Below are 16,469 nucleotides of genomic sequence, written 5' to 3' on the forward strand. Positions count from 1 at the left end.
TTGGCACGGGAGGTACCACTTGTCCCTCGTCCGAGCGCCCAACTTCACAGGGCGCGGGGCCCTGTTCGGTGAGGGAAATGACCTCTCCCGTACGGGATTGCCCCGATAGATGGTGCGGGGGCGGTCGATCACGTGCTGTACGTACGGGAGTTGGGGCGGCGTGCGTGGACCGGCCCCGGGTGTCGAAGGCGTCCGGACGGACGTTACGGGACGCTCTGGCAGGTGGGGCACCAGAAGAGGTTGCGGCCCGCGAGCGCGGCGGTGCGGACGGGGGTGCCGCACAGGTGGCAGGCCTGGCCGGCGCGGCGGTAGACGTACACCTCGCCGCCGTGGTCGTCGACGCGCGGGGGGCGGCCCATGGCCTCGGGGGTGTGGGCGGGGCGCACGGTGTCGATGCGGTTGTGGCGGACGCCCTCGCGCATCAGGTCGACGAGGTCGGCCCACAGGGCGTCCCATGCGGCGGGGGTGAGGTCCCGGCCGGGGCGGTAGGGGTCGATGCCGTGCCGGAAGAGGACCTCGGCGCGGTAGACGTTGCCGACGCCGGCGACGACCTTCTGGTCCATGAGGAGGGCGGCGATCGTGGTGCGGCTGCGGGAGATGCGGCGGTAGGCGACGGCGGGGTCGGCGTCCGCGCGCAGCGGGTCGGGGCCGAGGCGGGCGTGTATCGCCCGCTTCTCGGGTTCGGTGATCAGGGCGCAGGTGGTGGGGCCGCGGAGGTCGACGTAGGCGGTCTCGTCGGCGAGGCGGAGGCGCACGGTGTCGGTGGGCGGGGGTGCGGGGGCGTCGCCGAAGGCGACCTTGCCGAAGAGGCCGAGGTGGATGTGGACCCAGCCGGTGGCGGCGAAGCCGAGGAACAGGTGTTTGCCGTGAGCCTCGGTGGCGGTCAGCTCCGTGCGGTCCAGGAGGGCGGCGGCGTCGGCGAACTTTCCCTGGGGGCTGGTGACGCGGAGGGCCGTGCGGGCGGTGAAGCGGGCGTAGTCCTGGGCCAGGCGGTGGATGGTGTGCCCTTCCGGCACGGGGGCCTCCGGCGGGGTGGGGGTGTCCTGCGGACAGCTCGGGGGGGGGCGGGTGTGTGGATGACTGTGGGGCCGTCATGGCCGGTCGCGCAGTTCCCGCGCCCCTGACGGGGGTGGCGGGTGTGTGGATCACTGCGGCGCCGTCGTGGCCGGGCGCGCAGTTCCCCGCGTCCCTTGCGGGGCGCCCCGGTGGGAGAGGGGCCGGGGCGCGCGCCGGCGTCAGGGCTGGGGGTGGTGCGGGGGGACGGGGGGGAGGTCGCCGGTGGTCTCGTAGGCGGAGAGCATGTCGATGCGGCGGATGTGCCGCTCGTCGCCCGAGAACGGGGTCGCGAGGAAGGTCTCGACGAACTTCGTCGCCTCCTCGCGGGAGTGCATCCGCGCGCCCACGGCGATCACGTTCGCGTCGTTGTGCTGCCGCCCCAGGGCGGCCGTCTCCTCGCTCCAGGCGAGGGCCGCGCGCACGCCCTTCACCTTGTTCGCCGCGATCTGCTCCCCGTTGCCGGAGCCGCCGATCACCACGCCGAGCGAGCCGGGCTCGCCCGCGGTGCGCTCCGCCGCGCGGAGGCAGAAGGGCGGGTAGTCGTCCTGGGCGTCGTAGACGTGCGGCCCGCAGTCGACGGGCTCGTGTCCCGCCGCCCTGAGCCATTCGACGAGGTGGTTCTTCAGTTCGTAACCGGCGTGATCGGAGCCGAGATAGACGCGCATGCCTCCGAGTGTGGCACGGGCCCGCGCACCCCGGTCTGCCGGGTACCGCACACCCAAACTGTGAGACGCGCCACGGAAGCGCAGGTAAGACGCTTGTAAAATGTCCAAAACGCAGGTTCCACCGAGCACCGACCTGGGATTCACTGGTCCGGCTCGTGCGCCGCTCGCACGGCGGGCCGCTCCCCGCACCCCTCGCACGTGTCCCGGCAGTGCGGCGTTCGTGCACCCCTGGTGAAGCGCGGGATGATCTCCGCGCCCCGGGGGAAGTCGACAGCCCTACTCCCCGGCCCCACCCCGGCCCCGGCGCAAAGGAAGACGCGCATGACCTCGCAGCCGACCCTGGAGACCTCCGGAAGCGATCCGGCACCCAAAGGCCCCGGCACCGGCACCGGGCTCCAGGCGGGACTCAAGAACCGCCACCTCACCATGATCGCCATCGGCGGCGTGATCGGCGCCGGCCTCTTCGTGGGCTCCGGCACCGGCATCGCCGCGACCGGCCCCGGCATCCTGCTGTCGTACGCGCTCGTCGGCGTGCTCGTGGTGCTGGTGATGCGGATGCTCGGTGAGATGTCCGCCGCCAATCCCACCTCGGGTTCGTTCTCGGCCCACGCCGACCGGGCGCTGGGCCGCTGGGCCGGCTTCTCCATCGGCTGGCTGTACTGGTTCTTCTGGGTGGTCGTCCTGGCCGTCGAGGCGACCGCGGGGGCGACGATCCTGGCGGGCTGGATCCCGGCGGTGCCGCAGTGGGGCTGGGCCCTGATCGTCATGCTGATCCTCACCGCGACCAACCTGGCCTCGGTCGGCTCCTACGGCGAGTTCGAGTTCTGGTTCGCCGGGATCAAGGTCGTCGCGATCGCCGCGTTCATCGTCGTCGGCGGGCTGGCCGTGTTCGGGGTGCTGCCCGGCGTCCACACCGACCGGGCGGGTCTGGGCAACCTCACCGAGCACGGCGGCTTCCTGCCGCACGGGCCCGGCGCGATCCTCACCGGTGTGCTGCTGGTCGTCTTCTCGTTCATGGGCAGCGAGATCCCGACCCTGGCGGCCGGCGAGTCCGAGGACCCGCAGCGGGCGGTGACCAAGGCGACCAACAGCATCATCTGGCGGATCGCCGTGTTCTACCTCGGCTCCATCGCCGTCGTCGTCTGCCTGGTGCCGTGGAACGACACGTCGATCACCGACGACGGCAGCTACGTCGCCGCGCTGGACTCGCTCGGCATCGCGCACGCCGGGCAGCTCATGAACGTGGTCGTGCTGACCTCGGTGCTCTCCTGCCTGAACTCGGGCCTCTACACCGCCTCCCGCATGGCGTTCTCGCTGGGCGAGCGGGGCGACGCGCCGAAGGCCTTCGCCCGGACCACGGGGCGGGGGGTGCCGCGGACGGCGATCATCGCCTCGGTGGTCTTCGGGTTCGTGGCGGTGTTCTTCAACTACGAGTTCCCGGACTCGGTCTTCCTGTTCCTGGTCAACTCCTCCGGGGCGGTCGCGCTCTTCGTGTGGCTGGTGATCTGCTTCTCGCAGCTGCGGCTGCGGCGGATCATCCAGCGCGAGGCGCCGGAGCGGCTGGTCGTGCGGATGTGGCTGTACCCGTACCTGACGTGGGCGACGGCCGCGCTGATCGTCTTCGTCCTGGGCTACATGCTGACCGACACCGAGCACGACGGGCGCGAGACGGTGCTGCTGTCGCTCGCGGTGGCGGCGGGGGTGCTGATCGTCGCGGTGGTCAAGGAGCGGCTGCGCGGCCGGCGCGAGGCCGTGGACGCCTGACCGGGCGCAGAGACACGCGGAGGGGCGGGAGCCGTGCGCGGCTCCCGCCCCTCCTGTCGTCCTTCGCCGTACGGATCGGCCGTACGGCGTACGGCTCAGCGCCGGGCCAGCCGCCAGGCCGCCGGCAGCGCGCCCATCGCGAGCGCGGCCTTGAGCGCGTCGCCGATCAGGAACGGGGTCAGTCCGGCCGCGATCGCGGCGGAGGCGGACATGCCGGTCGCCAGGGCCAGGTAGGGCACGCCGACGGCGTAGATGATCGCCTCGCCCACCAGCATCGTGCCGGCGGTGCGCAGCACCGAGCGGTCGCCCCCGCGGCGGGCGAGGGCGCCGACCGCGAGGGAGGCGAGCAGCATGCCGAGGACGTAGCCGAAGGAGGGCGCGCCCGCTCCGGAGCCGCCGCCCGCGAACCACGGCACGCCGACGACGCCGGCCAGCGCGTACAGCGCGAGGGAGAGGAAGCCGCGGCGGGCGCCGAGCGAGGTGCCGACCAGGAGGGCGGCGAAGGTCTGGCCGGTCACCGGCACCGGGGAGCCGGGGACGGGGACGGCGATCTGGGCGGCGAGCCCGGTGAGCACGGCGCCGCCGGTCACGAGGACGGCGTCCCGGACGCGGGTGGAGGGGAGCAGGTCGGCGAGGACCTGGCCGGGGCGAACGAGAGCGGCGGTGCTCATGGGGGACTCCGCGGGTGAGGACGGTTCGGGACACCGTGACGCTATCCGGTGGATGCCCGGACCTACACCGTCACCGTCGACAAAGCGGGGAACACGGAGTTGATGGACACCGCACAAAGACAGTGCCTCACACCTCGCCGGGCGTGACCCTGATCACGGAGGCGAGGGCGATGGGGACGTGCCGGGCGCACACCGGCGGACTGTGGGGATCTTCCAAGGCCCGCCCCGGCGCCCGCCCGCGCGCCGCTCCTCCCGCCCACGGCCGGGGGCCCACCGCACCCACTTGTTGCTGCTAGCGTGCAGTTGCAAGTAATGTGCAATAAAGGCCCGAGGGGATCGATCGCCCATGCCCGTCTACACGCTGCCCGAACTGCCGTACGACTACGCGGCCCTCGCGCCCGTGATCAGCCCCGAGATCGTCGAACTGCACCACGACAAGCACCACGCGGCCTACGTCAAGGGCGCCAACGACACGCTGGAGCAGCTCGCCGAGGCGCGGGAGACGGAGCGGTGGGGCTCGGTCAACGGGCTCGAGAAGAGCCTGGCCTTCCACCTGTCCGGCCACATCCTGCACTCGATCTACTGGCAGAACATGACGGGCGAGGGCGGCGGGGAGCCGCTGGCGGCGGACGGCGTGGGCGAGCTGGCCGAGGCGATCGCCGAGTCGTTCGGCTCCTTCGTCTCCTTCAAGGCTCAGCTCTCCAAGGCGGCGGCCACGACGCAGGGCTCCGGCTGGGGCGTCCTCGCGTACGAGCCGCTGAGCGGGCGGCTGATCGTCGAACAGGTCTACGACCACCAGGGCAACGTGGGCCAGGGCGCGACGCCCCTGCTGGTCTTCGACGCCTGGGAGCACGCCTTCTACCTGCAGTACCGCAACCAGAAGGTCGACTTCGTCGAGGCGATGTGGCGGGTGGTGAACTGGCAGGACGTCGCCCGGCGGTACGCGGCGGCGAAGTCGCGCACGGACGTTCTCCTGCTCGCGCCCTGAGGGCACACTGAGGCGGCCTGCTCGTGATCGTCTTCTCACCGTTCACCGGGCAGGCGCGGAGAGGAAACCCCCCGGGAGGACGTGACTCCCGGGGGGTTTCCGGTCTCGACGGCCCTCATGGCCCCCCACGGCGCCGGCGGTCCGGCGGCCCCGGCGGTCCCGGATGCCGGATCGCGTCCCCGGTCGGACCGATTCCGGGCTCCTGGCGGGTGTCCCGCGACCGTACGCTTCCGGACAGGCGGCGCGCCGACGCCGCCCGGAGCGGGGGGAGACGCCATGCCGTGGGTGCGCTGTCCGACATGTCCCGGGAGCGACCTGAAGTGGTTCAGGGACCTGGAGGAGAAGGAGTACGGCCCCGCCGAGCTCGCGGTGCTCGCGCTCTTCCCCGAGGAGACGCCCTTCCGTCCGGCCGCCTACCAGCGCTGCACCCGGGGCAGCTGCCGACGGGTGCAGCGCAAGGACCGCTGGAAGACCGGGGCGAGCCTGCCCGAGGGCCTCTGAGCGCGCCGGCGGGGGCACCGCGGGGCACCACCGCCCGGGCGGTGCCCCCGCCGTCCCGTCAGAGGTTGCTGAAGTCGGGGCCCTTGGTGCGGGTGCGCTTGATCTCGTAGAAGCCGGGGACCGAGGCGACAGCGAGCGTGCCGTCCCAGAGGCGGGCGGCCTCCTCGCCCTGGGGGGCGGGGGTGACGACCGGGCCGAAGAAGGCGATCTCCTCGCCGTCCGGGCCGGGGACCGCGATCACCGGGGTGCCCACCTCCTGGCCGACCTTGTCGATGCCCTCCTTGTGCGAGGCGCGGAGCTGCGCCTCGAACTCGAAGTCCTCCTGGTCGGCGTAGTCGATCAGGTCGGCCGGGAGTCCGGCGTCGGCGAGCGCGGCGGTGAGCGCCTCGCGGGTGGTGCCCTCGCCGCGGTTGTGGATACGGGTGCCGAGCGCGGTGTAGAGCGGGCCGAGCACCTCGGCGCCGTGCTTCTGCCAGGCGGCGGTGACGACCCGGACCGGCCCCCAGGCGCGGGTGGTCATCGTCTCGCGGTAGCCCTCGTCCAGGGTGTCGAGCTTGTTCTCGTTGAGGACCGCCAGGCTCATGATGTGCCAGCGGACCTCGATGTCGCGGACCTTCTCGACCTCCAGGACCCAGCGGGAGGTCATCCAGGCCCAGGGGCACAGCGGATCGAACCAGAAGTCGACCGGGGTCCTGTCCGAGGGACCGCCGGCGGCCGTCCCGGCAGTCACCGCGGTCACCTCCGTCCCGGGAGCCTGACTCGTGTCAGTGGCCTCGTGCACATCGTGCGTCTCGGACATGGGTCTCCTCGAAAAGCGGTCGTACGGCGGTGTCGCCGCACACGGGGTGCCGAACGGGCCGCGAGCGGCCCGGTGGGGAGTCGGCGGTCTTCCCTGGCGCAACATGACGGGACGTGCCGGACATTCCCCGGTGCCCGATGTCAGGGGCGCATGGCAGGATCGCTCCTGTACTTGTGTGTCCGGCATCCGAGACGACCCGCCGGACCATGCCGTGACATACCGAGGGAGTGCCGCCCGTGCCCGGTGAGAACCTGTCCCGCGACGAGGCCCGGGAGCGGGCCGCACTGCTGTCCGTCGACGGGTACGACGTGTCGCTCGACCTGCGCTCCGCGCTCGGCGAGGCACCCGCCGAAGGGCCGCGCACCTTCCGCTCCGTGACCACGCTCCGCTTCCGCTGCGCCGAGCCGGGCGCGTCGAGCTTCGCGGACCTGATCGCCCCGAGCGTCACCGCGCTCTCCCTCAACGGCCGCGACCTGGACCCCGGCGAGGTCTTCGACGGCAGCCGCATCCGCCTCGACGACCTGGCCGCCGAGAACGAGCTGGTGGTGGACGCGCGGTGCGCCTACTCCCGCACCGGTGAGGGCATGCACCGCTTCGTCGACCCCGAGGACGGCGAGGTCTACCTCTACACGCAGTACGAGCCCGCCGACTCCCGCCGGGTCTTCGCCAACTTCGAACAGCCCGACCTCAAGGCCCCGTTCCGCTTCGAGGTGCGGGCGCCCGAGGGCTGGACGGTGTGGAGCAACGGCGCCGGGGACCTGCGGGACGGGGTGTGGCGCTTCGCCGAGACCAAGCCGATCTCCACGTACATCACCTGCGTCGTCGCCGGCCCCTACCACTATGTGACGGACCGCTACGAGCGGACGTTCGAGGACGGCACGCGGCTGGAGATCCCGCTCGGCGCGCTGTGCCGCAAGGGGCTCGCCAAGCACTTCGACGCGGACGACGTCTTCCTGATCACCAAGCAGGGCCTGGACTTCTTCCACGACCGCTTCGACCACCCGTACCCCTTCGGCAAGTACGACCAGGCGTTCGTGCCCGAGTACAACCTCGGCGCGATGGAGAACCCGGGTCTGGTGACCTTCCGCGAGGAGTACATCTTCCGCGGCAAGGTGACGCGGGCCTCCTACGAGGGCCGCGCCAACACGATCCTGCACGAGATGGCGCACATGTGGTTCGGCGACCTCGTGACCATGGAGTGGTGGGACGACCTGTGGCTCAAGGAGTCCTTCGCCGACTTCATGGGCGCCTTCGCCAACGTCGGCGCGACCCGGTTCGAGGACGCCTGGATCACCTTCGCCAACCGCCGCAAGGCCTGGGCCTACCGCGCCGACCAGCTCCCCTCCACCCACCCGATCACGGCCGACATCCGCGACCTGGAGGACGCCAAGCTCAACTTCGACGGGATCACGTACGCCAAGGGCGCCTCCGTGCTCAAGCAGCTCGTCGCCTACGTGGGGCAGGACGCCTTCCTGGAGGGCGCCCGGCGCTACTTCAAGCGGCACGCGTACGGCAACACCCGGCTCGGCGACCTGCTGGCCGTCCTGGAGGAGACCAGCGGGCGCGACATGACCGAGTGGTCGCGCGCCTGGCTGCAGACCGCCGGCGTCAACTCCCTCACCCCGCAAGTGCTGCTGAGCACCGACGGGCGGGTGGAGGAGCTCGCGGTGGTGCAGGAGGCGGCCGAGTCGCACCCGACGATCCGCCCGCACCGCGTGGCGATCGGCCTGTACCGGGCCGAGGGCGGGGCGCTCGTGCGGTACGCGCGCGCCGAGGCGGACGTCGCAGGGCCGCGCACGGTGGTCGCCGAACTCGCCGGGGAACAGGCGCCCGAGCTGGTGCTGGTCAACGACAAGGACCTGACCTACTGCAAGATCCGCTTCGACGAGACCTCGCTGGCCACCCTGCGCGCACGCCTCGGCGACCTCACCGATCCCCTCGCGCGGGCGCTGTGCTGGTCGGCGCTGTGGAACCTCACCCGGGACGCGCTGCTGCCCGCGCGGGACTTCGTCGACCTGGTGCTGCGCTTCGCGGGCCGCGAGTCGGACATCGGCGTGCTGCAGATGCTGCACGCGTGGGCGGAGTCGGCGCTCACGCACTACGTGGCGCCCGAGTGGCGCGCGACGGGCGCCCGGCTGCTCTCGGAAGGCGCGCTGCGCGAACTGCGGGCGGCCGAGCCGGGCAGCCAGCACCAGCTCACCTGGGCGCGGTTCTTCGCGGCGGCCGCCGAGGGGGAGGCCGACCTCGCCGTGCTGCGCGGGCTGCTCGACGGCACGGAGAAGATCGACGGCCTGGAGGTGGACCAGGAGCTGCGCTGGACGTTCCTGGAGCCGCTGACCGCGCACGGCGTCGTGGACGAGGCGGCGCTCGCGGCGGAACTCGCCCGCGACGACACCGCGTCCGGCAAGCGGCACGAGGTGCGGTGCCTGGCGGCGCGTCCCTCCGCGGAGGTGAAGGCGCGGGCCTGGGAGCAGGTGGTGGAGTCGGAGACGCTGTCCAACGCCCTGGTGGAGGCGACGATCGCGGGCTTCGCGCAGCCCTCCCAGCGCGAACTGCTCGCGCCGTACGCCGGGCGGTACTTCGAGGTGATCGAGCGGGTGTGGGCCGAGCGCTCGATCCAGATCGGGATGGACGTGGTCCGGGGCCTGTACCCCTCGCTGCAGGCCTCGCAGGAGACGCTGGCGGCGACGGACGCGTGGCTCGGCGCCCACGAGGACGCCGCCCCCGCGCTGCGCCGCCTGGTCCTGGAGGCGCGGGACGACCTGGCCCGCGGCCTGCGCGGCCAGGCCCGCGACGCGGCCGCCGCGGGCTGACCGGAGGGCGGCACCGCCCCGGCCACCGTGCTCCGCGCGGCCCGGGGCGGCCGCCGCCCGGACCCCTGTCCCGGCGTCAACCCGCCGTGGACGGCGGGGTGTTACGCAACCCTGACGCCGGGGCCGTGACCCGGGCGGCCGCCCGGTGGGACCAGCGCCTTCGGACCTCGAACATCTGTCCTTTAGTGCGGGCTTGTCCTGGTTCGTCGACGGACGCGTAACAGCGGTTATCGGAGGGATCCGGGCCGGGAAACTCCCCGGCATGACGCACAACACCCCCCTCTCCCCCCGCCCGCTCCAGCACCTCTCCGCCACCCGCCCCCGCGTGCTGTCCACGGCCCAGCTCCGCGCCCACGGCGTCGGGGCCGCCGAGACCGACGGGCACTGCCGGCCCGGTGGCTCCTGGCAGCAGCTCCTGCCGGGTGTCGTCCTGCTGCACCCCGGTCCGCCCACCTCGGAGGAGCGGCTGCACGCCGTCCTGCTCTACGCCCACCGCACGCGGACCGGCGAGGCCGAGCGGACCGTGCCCGGCATCCCGCAGCAGCCGGGCGCCGAGGAGGCCGAGGAGTCCGGCGGCCCGCGCCCGGTGCCGGAGGCCGAGGTGATGGTCACCGGACTCGCCGCGCTCACCCTGCACGGCTTCACCGCCTCCCCGCCGCTGTCCTCCCTGGACCGCATCGACGTCCTGGTCCCCCGCACCCGCCGGCTGCGCAGCGTCGGCTGCGCCCGCATCCTGCGCACCTCGGTGCTGCCGCTCGCCGAGCGGGTCACCGGCGTGCCCGTCGCCCCGGTGCCGCGCGCGCTGGCCGACGCGGTGGCGCACCTCTCGGACGCCACCACCGTGCGCCGGCTGCTGACCGAGGCGGTGCGCGGCGGGCACTGCGAACCGGCCGCCGCCGTGCGGGAGCTGACGCAGGCGCGGCTGCTGACCCGGCCGCACGTGGTGGACGCCGTGGACGCGCTGCTCGCCGAGGGCCGGACCCTCGCCGAGGAGCGGCTGTACCGGATGGTCGCGGAGTACGGGCTGCCGGACCCGGTGTGGAACGTGGACCTGCGGCTGCCCGGCGGCCCGCAGCTCGGCGGGGTGGACGCCTACTGGCCGCAGGCCGCGGTCGCCGTGGAGCTGGACACCCGGGCCCCACGCCACGGGGATGCGCAGGGCGCCGCCCGCCCGGAGGAGGAGACCGCCTGGTCGGAGTACGCCCGCAAGCGGGAGGACCTGGAGCGGCTCGGCGTCACCGTCGTCCACCTCACCCCGAAGAAGCTGCGGGACGCGCCGGAGCAGCAGGCGACGGTGGTCCGCACGGCGCTGATGGCCGCGACGGACCGGCAGCCGCCCGCGTACATCGTGGTGCTGCCCAGGTGAGTCCCCCGGCGGTCACACGAGGGGGCGGCGGGAGCGACCAAGGCGACGAAAATGACGGGGTGACGGGGTGACGGGGTGACGGGCCGACGGACGTCCCGTCACCGCCGGTCCCCCGCGCGGCCCGTCGGGGGGCGCTCGCGCCACAGGCGCAGGGCGGTGTCCACGTAGGGGACGCGGGGCAGGGGCTCCACCGCCGTCAGGTCGTGCCAGGCGGCCAGGTCGGTCGAGCCGTCGGGTTCCGGGCGCAGTGCGCCACCGGTGATCCGCACCTCGTACAGCAGCCGCACCGCCATGTGGTCGACGGGCCGCCGCAGGCCCCGCCGGGGGAACGTCCGCCGGGCCGACTCGACACCCAGCAGGGCCACCGGCTCCACCCGGTACCCCGTCTCCTCCTCGACCTCCCGCACCACGGTGTCGTACGGGTCCTCCCCGTGCTCCGTCCCGCCGCCCGGCAGCGTCCACTGCGGCGGGGCGCCCGCGATGTTCAGCCGGGCCAGCAGAACCCGCCCGTCCCGGACGCACACGCCGTACGCCGCCACCCTCACGTTCCTCCGCATGCGGTGACGGTACGGTCCGGCGGCCGAAAGCACGCCGCCGGACGGGCGGTACCGCCCGCTTCGCCCGGTAACTCCCCGATGGCGTATGGCGGAAGTACGCCATGAACGCGTCATCGTCCGGTCGACTCTCCCCAAACAACCCGTGCTCGGGTAGATCTGAGCGGCCCACTTCGGTTCATTTGACCTACAAGGGATGCCGAATGACCTCCGACCCTCAGCGCGCCCCCATATCGGGCGCGAGACGCGCGGTCCGTATCGCCGTGGCCGCCGGTCTGGTGGCCGCGCTCTCCGCGGCGGGGCCCATACCCCTGGCCGTCGCGGCCGGCCACACCACCACAGCCGCCCCCGACCCGGCCGACCCGGCCGGGACCCCCGTCAAGTCCGGTCCCGCCAAGCTGGGTTCCGAGGACGCCGACCTGCTGGCGCGGGCCAAGGCGAAGGGCGACAAGACCGTCACCATGATGGTCGCCACCACCCCCGGGAAGACCGAGCAGGTCGCCGGGGAACTCGACGCGGTCAAGGGCGGCTCCGTGGGCCGCGCCTACGACAAGCTCGGGTACGTGCGCGCCACCGTCCCCACCGCGAAGGCGGACGCGGCGATCGCCGCCGCCACCGAGCTGTCCTCGGTGCACGCGATCGACCTGCGGCAGGAGATCGCCCTCGACGACCCGACGCCGGGCGCGGACACCGCGAAGGCCGCCAAGGGCGCCAACCGAAGGACCACCGGCCGCAGTTACCCCGCGCCGGACCGGAAGACCCCCGCCGTCAACCCGTACAACCCGTCCTTCGAGACCGGTGCCGTCGACTTCGTCCGGCAGAACCCGAAGGCGGACGGACGCGGTGTCACCATCGGCATCCTCGACTCCGGCGTGGACCTCGGCCACCCGGCGCTGCAGCGGACCACCACCGGCGAGCGGAAGATCGTCGACTGGGTGACCGCGACCGACCCGATCGTGGACAGCGACCAGACCTGGCGCCCCATGGTCAACGCGGTCTCCGGGCCCACCTTCACCTACGGGGGGCGCACCTACACCGCGCCGGCCGGCTCGTACCAGGTGAGCACCTTCAAGGAGTCCTCCACCGCGGGCGGCGACGCCAAGGGCGACGCGAACCGCGACGGCGACACCACCGACTCCTGGGGCGTGCTGTACGACCCGGCGGCCGGCACGGTCCGCGTCGACCTGAACGACAACGGGAACTTCTCCGACGACACCCCGATGCGGCCGTACAAGGACGGCCACCAGGTCGGGTACTTCGGCACCGACGACCCGAAGACCGACGTGGCCGAGCGGCAGCCGTTCGTCGTGCAGGTCCGCAAGGACGTGCCGATGGACCCCTACGGCGGGACCTGGGTCGGCAAGAAGGCGGACTTCGTCAACATCGGCGTCATCGAGTCCGAGCACGGCACCCACGTCGCCGGCATCACCGCCGCCAACGGGCTGTTCGGCGGGCGCATGAACGGCGCCGCGCCGGGCGCGCGGATCGTCTCCTCGCGCGCCTGCACCTGGACCGGCGGCTGCACCAACGTGGCGCTCACCGAGGGCATGATCGACCTCGTCGCCAACCGGGGCGTCGACATCGTGAACATGTCCATCGGCGGTCTGCCCGCGCTCAACGACGGCAGCAACGCGCGCGCCACGATGTACACGCGGCTCATCGACACCTACGGCGTCCAGCTCGTGATCTCCGCGGGCAACTCCGGTCCCGGCGCCAACACGATCGGCGACCCGGGCCTGGCCGACAAGGTGATCTCCGTCGGCGCCTCCGTCTCGCGCGAGACCTGGGCGGCCAACTACGGCTCCGCGGTGACCACCAGGTACGCGATGATGCCCTTCTCCTCGCGCGGCCCGCGCGAGGACGGCGGCTTCACGCCGACGCTGACCGCGCCGGGCGCGGCCATCAACACCACCCAGACCTGGCTGCCGGGCTCCCCGGTGCCCGAGGCCGGGTACTCCCTGCCGGCCGGCTACTCGATGCTCCAGGGCACCTCGATGGCCTCCCCGCAGGCCGCCGGCGCCTCCGCGCTGCTGCTCAGCGCGGCGAAGCGGAAGCACCTCGCCCTGACGCCGGCCACCCTGCGCACCGCCCTGACCTCCACCGCCCGCCACATCAGCGGCGTCCAGGCGTACGAGGAGGGCGCGGGCCTGATGGACGTCGTCGCCGCCTGGCGGTCGATCCGCAAGGGGGCGAGCACCCACACGTACACGGTGAAGGCGCCGGTCGACACCGCGATCGACTACGCGTTGCAGACCCCGGGCTTCGGCACCGGCCTGTACGACCGCGAGGGCGGGCTCGAGGCCGGGCAGAGCCGGACCTACGACGTCACCGTCACCCGCACCTCCGGGCCCTCGGGCGCGGTCACGCACCGGCTGCGGTTCGCCAACGACGCCACGCACACCTTCCGCCTCCCCGGCTCCCCGCAGGTGCGGCTGCCGCTGAACCGGCCGGTCACCGTGAAGGTGCGGGCGACGCCGAGGTCGGCGGGCCTGAAGAGCGCGATCCTCGAGGTCGACGACCCGCGCACGGAGGGCACCGACCAGCAGATCATGACCACCGTCGTGGTCTCCTCGCCGGTGAAGTACACCTACTCCGCCTCCGGTTCGGTGCAGCGCAACGCCACCCGCTCCTACTTCCTCACCGTGCCCGAGGGCGCCACCTCGCTGGAGGTCGCCATCGGCGGGCTGCGGGACAAGAGCCAGACCCGGTTCATCAGCATCCACCCCTACGGCGTCCCGCAGGACGAGACGTCCACGCCGTACTGCTACAACAACTACCTCGACGGCAACGGCTGCCGGCCCGACGCGCGGTCCTACCCCGCCCCCCAGGCCGGGGTGTGGGAGATCGAGGTCGAGGCGCGGCGCACCTCGCCGCTCCTGGACAACCCCTACAAGCTGGACGTCACCGTGCTCGGCGCGGTGTTCGACCCGGCGACGGTGACCGTGCCCGAGGCGAAGGTCGGCACGCCGGCCACCGCCTCGTGGAAGGTCACCAACAGGTTCGCGGCGCTGCAGGGCACTCTGACGGGCGGGCCGCTCGGCTCCTCCCTCTCGGACCGGCCCTCGATCGCGCAGGGCGAGACCCGGACCACCACCGTGGTGGTGCCCGAGGGCGCCGCCTCGCTCGACGTGGCGATCGGCTCCACCTCGGACACCGGGGCCGACCTGGACCTCGCGGTGTACGACGCCGCGGGCACGCGGGTCGCGCAGTCGGCCGACGGTGACTCGGAGGAGTCGGTGTCGATGCCGAAGCCGGCCGCCGGGACCTACACGATCGAGGTCGAGGGCTACTCGGTGCCGGCCGGGACGACCGCGTACGACTACCGGGACGTGTTCTTCTCGTCCTCGCTCGGCACGGTGACGGTGGACTCCGCCGCCCCCGTGAAGCTCGGCACCGGCGCGTCGGCGACGGTGAAGGCACAGGTCACGGCGGCTGCCGCGGCACCCGAGGGCCGGGAGTTCTTCGGCCGGGTGCAGTTGGTGAACGCCCGGGGCACGGTCGCCGGGTCCGGCAGCGTCAGCATCGTGAAGGTGGTTCCGTAAGCACGCGGCGGGGGCGGGGCTCTCCCCGCTCCCGCCCGCTCATCCGGAGCGCAGCCCCCGGTCGACGAAGTCGATGAGCCACTCGAAGCTCTCGTCGATGTCGGTGCTCCACTGGAAGCCGCCCGCCGATTCCAGGGTGGCGAAGCCGTGGAACAGGCTGCGCAGCATCCGCAGCGCGTGGGTCTCGTCGGTCTCGGGGAGGTCGTAGCCGCGCAGCACCGCGAGGAGCGGTTCGAGCACCCGCCGGGATCCCGCGGCCAGCGGGTCCTCGGGCCCTGTGGGTTCCATGCCGATCGTGGTGCCGTACCGGCCGGGATGGTCGACGACGTAGGTCCGGAAGGCGCGGGCCGCGGCGGCCAGGGCGTCCCGGCCGGCCCGGCCCTGGACGGCGGTGCCGACCGCCTCGCCGGCCTCGCTCATGGCCAGGGCGGCGATGCGCCGGTTGAGGTCCTCCTGCCCGGCCACGTGCTTGTACAGGGAGGGTGTGCGCACCCCCAGCCGCTCGGCCAGCATGGCCATCGTGGGGCGGCCCGCCCCGACCTCGTCGGCCAGGTCGGCGCCGGCCGCGACGACGGCCGCCGTGTCCAGGCCCGCCCTAGGCACGGGCGTTCTCCGCGAGGAAGGGCAGCAGCAGCGAGATCACCCGGTCAGGGTACTGGTCGTGGGCGTAGTGCCCGGCTCCCTCGATCATCTCCAGACGGCCGAGGCCGTCCGGCAGCGCCGCGAGGATCGCCTCGCCCTCGGCCCGCGGGTCGGCCCAGTCCGGGTCGAGCGTGCCCATGACGACCAGCGCCGGGCAGCGGACGTCGCCGAGCCGCGCCCCGGCGTCGGTCGGGGCGCTGCGACCCATGGCCTTGAAGGCCTTCATCCGGGCCGGCTCGCCCATGAGCGCGTCCATGCGTGCCGTCCGCCGCTCCCAGTCGGCCGGACGGACGCCGCCGGGGTAGGACACCTCCAGGTAGGCGCGCCACAGCCGCACGCTGCCGAACATGCCGGCCCCGAGCAGCCGCAGCATGCCCTTGCGGTACCGCCCGACCGTGAAGAAGGCGCCGAGGCTCACCGACAGCCCGCGCGTGAACGGCGCCAGCTCGACGACGCCGGTGAACAGCTCAGGCTCCTGTGCGGCGGCGATGGTGGCCGAGCCGCCGGAGAAGGAGTGCCCGACGAGGACGGCGGGTCCGCCGAGGTGCCGGACGAGGGCGATCAGGTCGCCGGCGACGTCGGTGCGGGTGTAGGACGGCCAGTCGACGCTGGACTCGCCGCAGCCCCGCAGGTCGACGGCGGCCACCCGGTAGCCGGCCGCCACCAGCCGGGGGACGACGGCCCGGTAGGCGAAGCGGCTGTCCGCCACCCCGTGCGCCAGTACGACGAGCGGCCCCTCCCCCGCGACCTCGTACGCCAGGGTGCCGCCGTCCACGGAAAGAAACTCGGTCATGACCTGTCCTCCAGCCGTTTGGCTAATGCGATTAACTAAAAGCTAAGCCCATTAGCCAACCGTGTCAACTGCCCTGGCGCTCCTGAGCGCCGGGCGGTGGGCCGCGGCCGAGGCGTCCGTCACAGTTCCGCGTGCGGCGGGGGTCGCCGGGTAGGCACGCCGCGGGATTCCCGGCCCGTCCGGGAGGGGGCCTCGTCCCACTCCCCGGGCAGGACGGTAAAGAAACTGGACATACGGCCCGGGCAGCACCGCATGATGGGGTGGCCGGGCCGCGTGTCACCCCACGTGGCGCGGCCGGGAAGCGCCGTCGGAACG

The 16,469-nt window shown here is 73.1% G+C and carries 13 protein-coding genes; 6 read left to right on the forward strand and 7 right to left on the reverse strand.

Annotated features, from left to right (window positions below; all coding sequences use genetic code 11):
* Positions 1-203 precede the first annotated feature (203 nt).
* Both OHB09_RS10725 and OHB09_RS10730 read right to left on the reverse strand, forming a co-directional pair.
* On the reverse strand, positions 204-1,016 hold the full coding sequence (locus tag OHB09_RS10725; protein ID WP_234527563.1) for an Fpg/Nei family DNA glycosylase: 813 nt from the start codon (positions 1,014-1,016) through the stop codon (positions 204-206).
* Between the two features lie 219 nt (positions 1,017-1,235).
* Positions 1,236-1,721 (reverse strand): ribose-5-phosphate isomerase, encoded by a 486-nt coding sequence (locus OHB09_RS10730; RefSeq protein ID WP_006137329.1) that lies wholly within the window; start codon positions 1,719-1,721, stop codon positions 1,236-1,238.
* 321 nt (positions 1,722-2,042) lie between these two features.
* Here OHB09_RS10730 and OHB09_RS10735 point away from each other — a divergent pair, with 321 nt between their 5' ends.
* Complete coding sequence (locus OHB09_RS10735; protein ID WP_191853066.1) at positions 2,043-3,485, forward strand: amino acid permease; 1,443 nt, start codon at positions 2,043-2,045, stop codon at positions 3,483-3,485.
* A gap of 95 nt (positions 3,486-3,580) precedes the next feature.
* Here the strand turns inward: OHB09_RS10735 and OHB09_RS10740 are convergent, their stop codons facing one another.
* A complete protein-coding gene (locus OHB09_RS10740) occupies positions 3,581-4,156 on the reverse strand; it encodes a biotin transporter BioY (RefSeq protein WP_006137327.1) in 576 nt (191 codons plus the stop codon).
* Positions 4,157-4,502: 346 nt separating this feature from the next.
* Here OHB09_RS10740 and OHB09_RS10745 point away from each other — a divergent pair, with 346 nt between their 5' ends.
* Together OHB09_RS10745 and OHB09_RS10750 are read left to right on the forward strand one after the other, a co-directional pair.
* Positions 4,503-5,144: a superoxide dismutase gene (locus OHB09_RS10745; protein ID WP_234527561.1), complete on the forward strand. Its 642-nt coding sequence runs from the start codon at positions 4,503-4,505 to the stop codon at positions 5,142-5,144.
* A gap of 276 nt (positions 5,145-5,420) precedes the next feature.
* The gene (locus tag OHB09_RS10750; protein WP_006137323.1) at positions 5,421-5,645 is read left to right on the forward strand and encodes a hypothetical protein; all 225 of its coding nucleotides are present in this window, start codon (positions 5,421-5,423) and stop codon (positions 5,643-5,645) included.
* Positions 5,646-5,703: 58 nt separating this feature from the next.
* Here the strand turns inward: OHB09_RS10750 and OHB09_RS10755 are convergent, their stop codons facing one another.
* Complete coding sequence (locus OHB09_RS10755) at positions 5,704-6,444, reverse strand: mycothiol-dependent nitroreductase Rv2466c family protein (RefSeq protein ID WP_213088166.1); 741 nt, start codon at positions 6,442-6,444, stop codon at positions 5,704-5,706.
* A 236-nt stretch (positions 6,445-6,680) separates the two neighbouring features.
* Between OHB09_RS10755 and pepN the strand changes: the two genes are divergently transcribed.
* On the forward strand, positions 6,681-9,257 hold the full coding sequence (pepN, locus tag OHB09_RS10760; RefSeq protein ID WP_328921886.1) for an aminopeptidase N: 2,577 nt from the start codon (positions 6,681-6,683) through the stop codon (positions 9,255-9,257).
* Between the two features lie 262 nt (positions 9,258-9,519).
* On the forward strand, positions 9,520-10,623 hold the full coding sequence (locus OHB09_RS10765) for a hypothetical protein (RefSeq protein WP_328921887.1): 1,104 nt from the start codon (positions 9,520-9,522) through the stop codon (positions 10,621-10,623).
* Between the two features lie 98 nt (positions 10,624-10,721).
* Here OHB09_RS10765 and OHB09_RS10770 read toward each other — a convergent pair whose 3' ends face one another.
* Positions 10,722-11,180 carry an NUDIX hydrolase gene (locus OHB09_RS10770; RefSeq protein WP_328921888.1) on the reverse strand — a complete coding sequence of 153 codons (459 nt, stop codon included), beginning with the start codon at positions 11,178-11,180 and terminating at the stop codon, positions 10,722-10,724.
* 200 nt (positions 11,181-11,380) lie between these two features.
* Here OHB09_RS10770 and OHB09_RS10775 point away from each other — a divergent pair, with 200 nt between their 5' ends.
* On the forward strand, positions 11,381-14,719 hold the full coding sequence (locus OHB09_RS10775) for a S8 family serine peptidase (protein WP_328921889.1): 3,339 nt from the start codon (positions 11,381-11,383) through the stop codon (positions 14,717-14,719).
* A gap of 39 nt (positions 14,720-14,758) precedes the next feature.
* On the opposite strand, the gene OHB09_RS10780 is transcribed toward OHB09_RS10775, so the two are convergent.
* On the reverse strand, positions 14,759-15,322 hold the full coding sequence (locus OHB09_RS10780) for a TetR/AcrR family transcriptional regulator (protein ID WP_006137314.1): 564 nt from the start codon (positions 15,320-15,322) through the stop codon (positions 14,759-14,761).
* On the reverse strand, positions 15,315-16,154 hold the full coding sequence (locus tag OHB09_RS10785; RefSeq protein ID WP_328921890.1) for an alpha/beta fold hydrolase: 840 nt from the start codon (positions 16,152-16,154) through the stop codon (positions 15,315-15,317). The genes OHB09_RS10780 and OHB09_RS10785 overlap by 8 nt, the downstream gene beginning before the upstream one ends.
* Positions 16,155-16,469: the final 315 nt, after the last annotated feature.

It is taken from the genome of Streptomyces griseoaurantiacus (assembly GCF_036189845.1).
GTDB classification, from domain to species: domain Bacteria; phylum Actinomycetota; class Actinomycetes; order Streptomycetales; family Streptomycetaceae; genus Streptomyces; species Streptomyces griseoaurantiacus.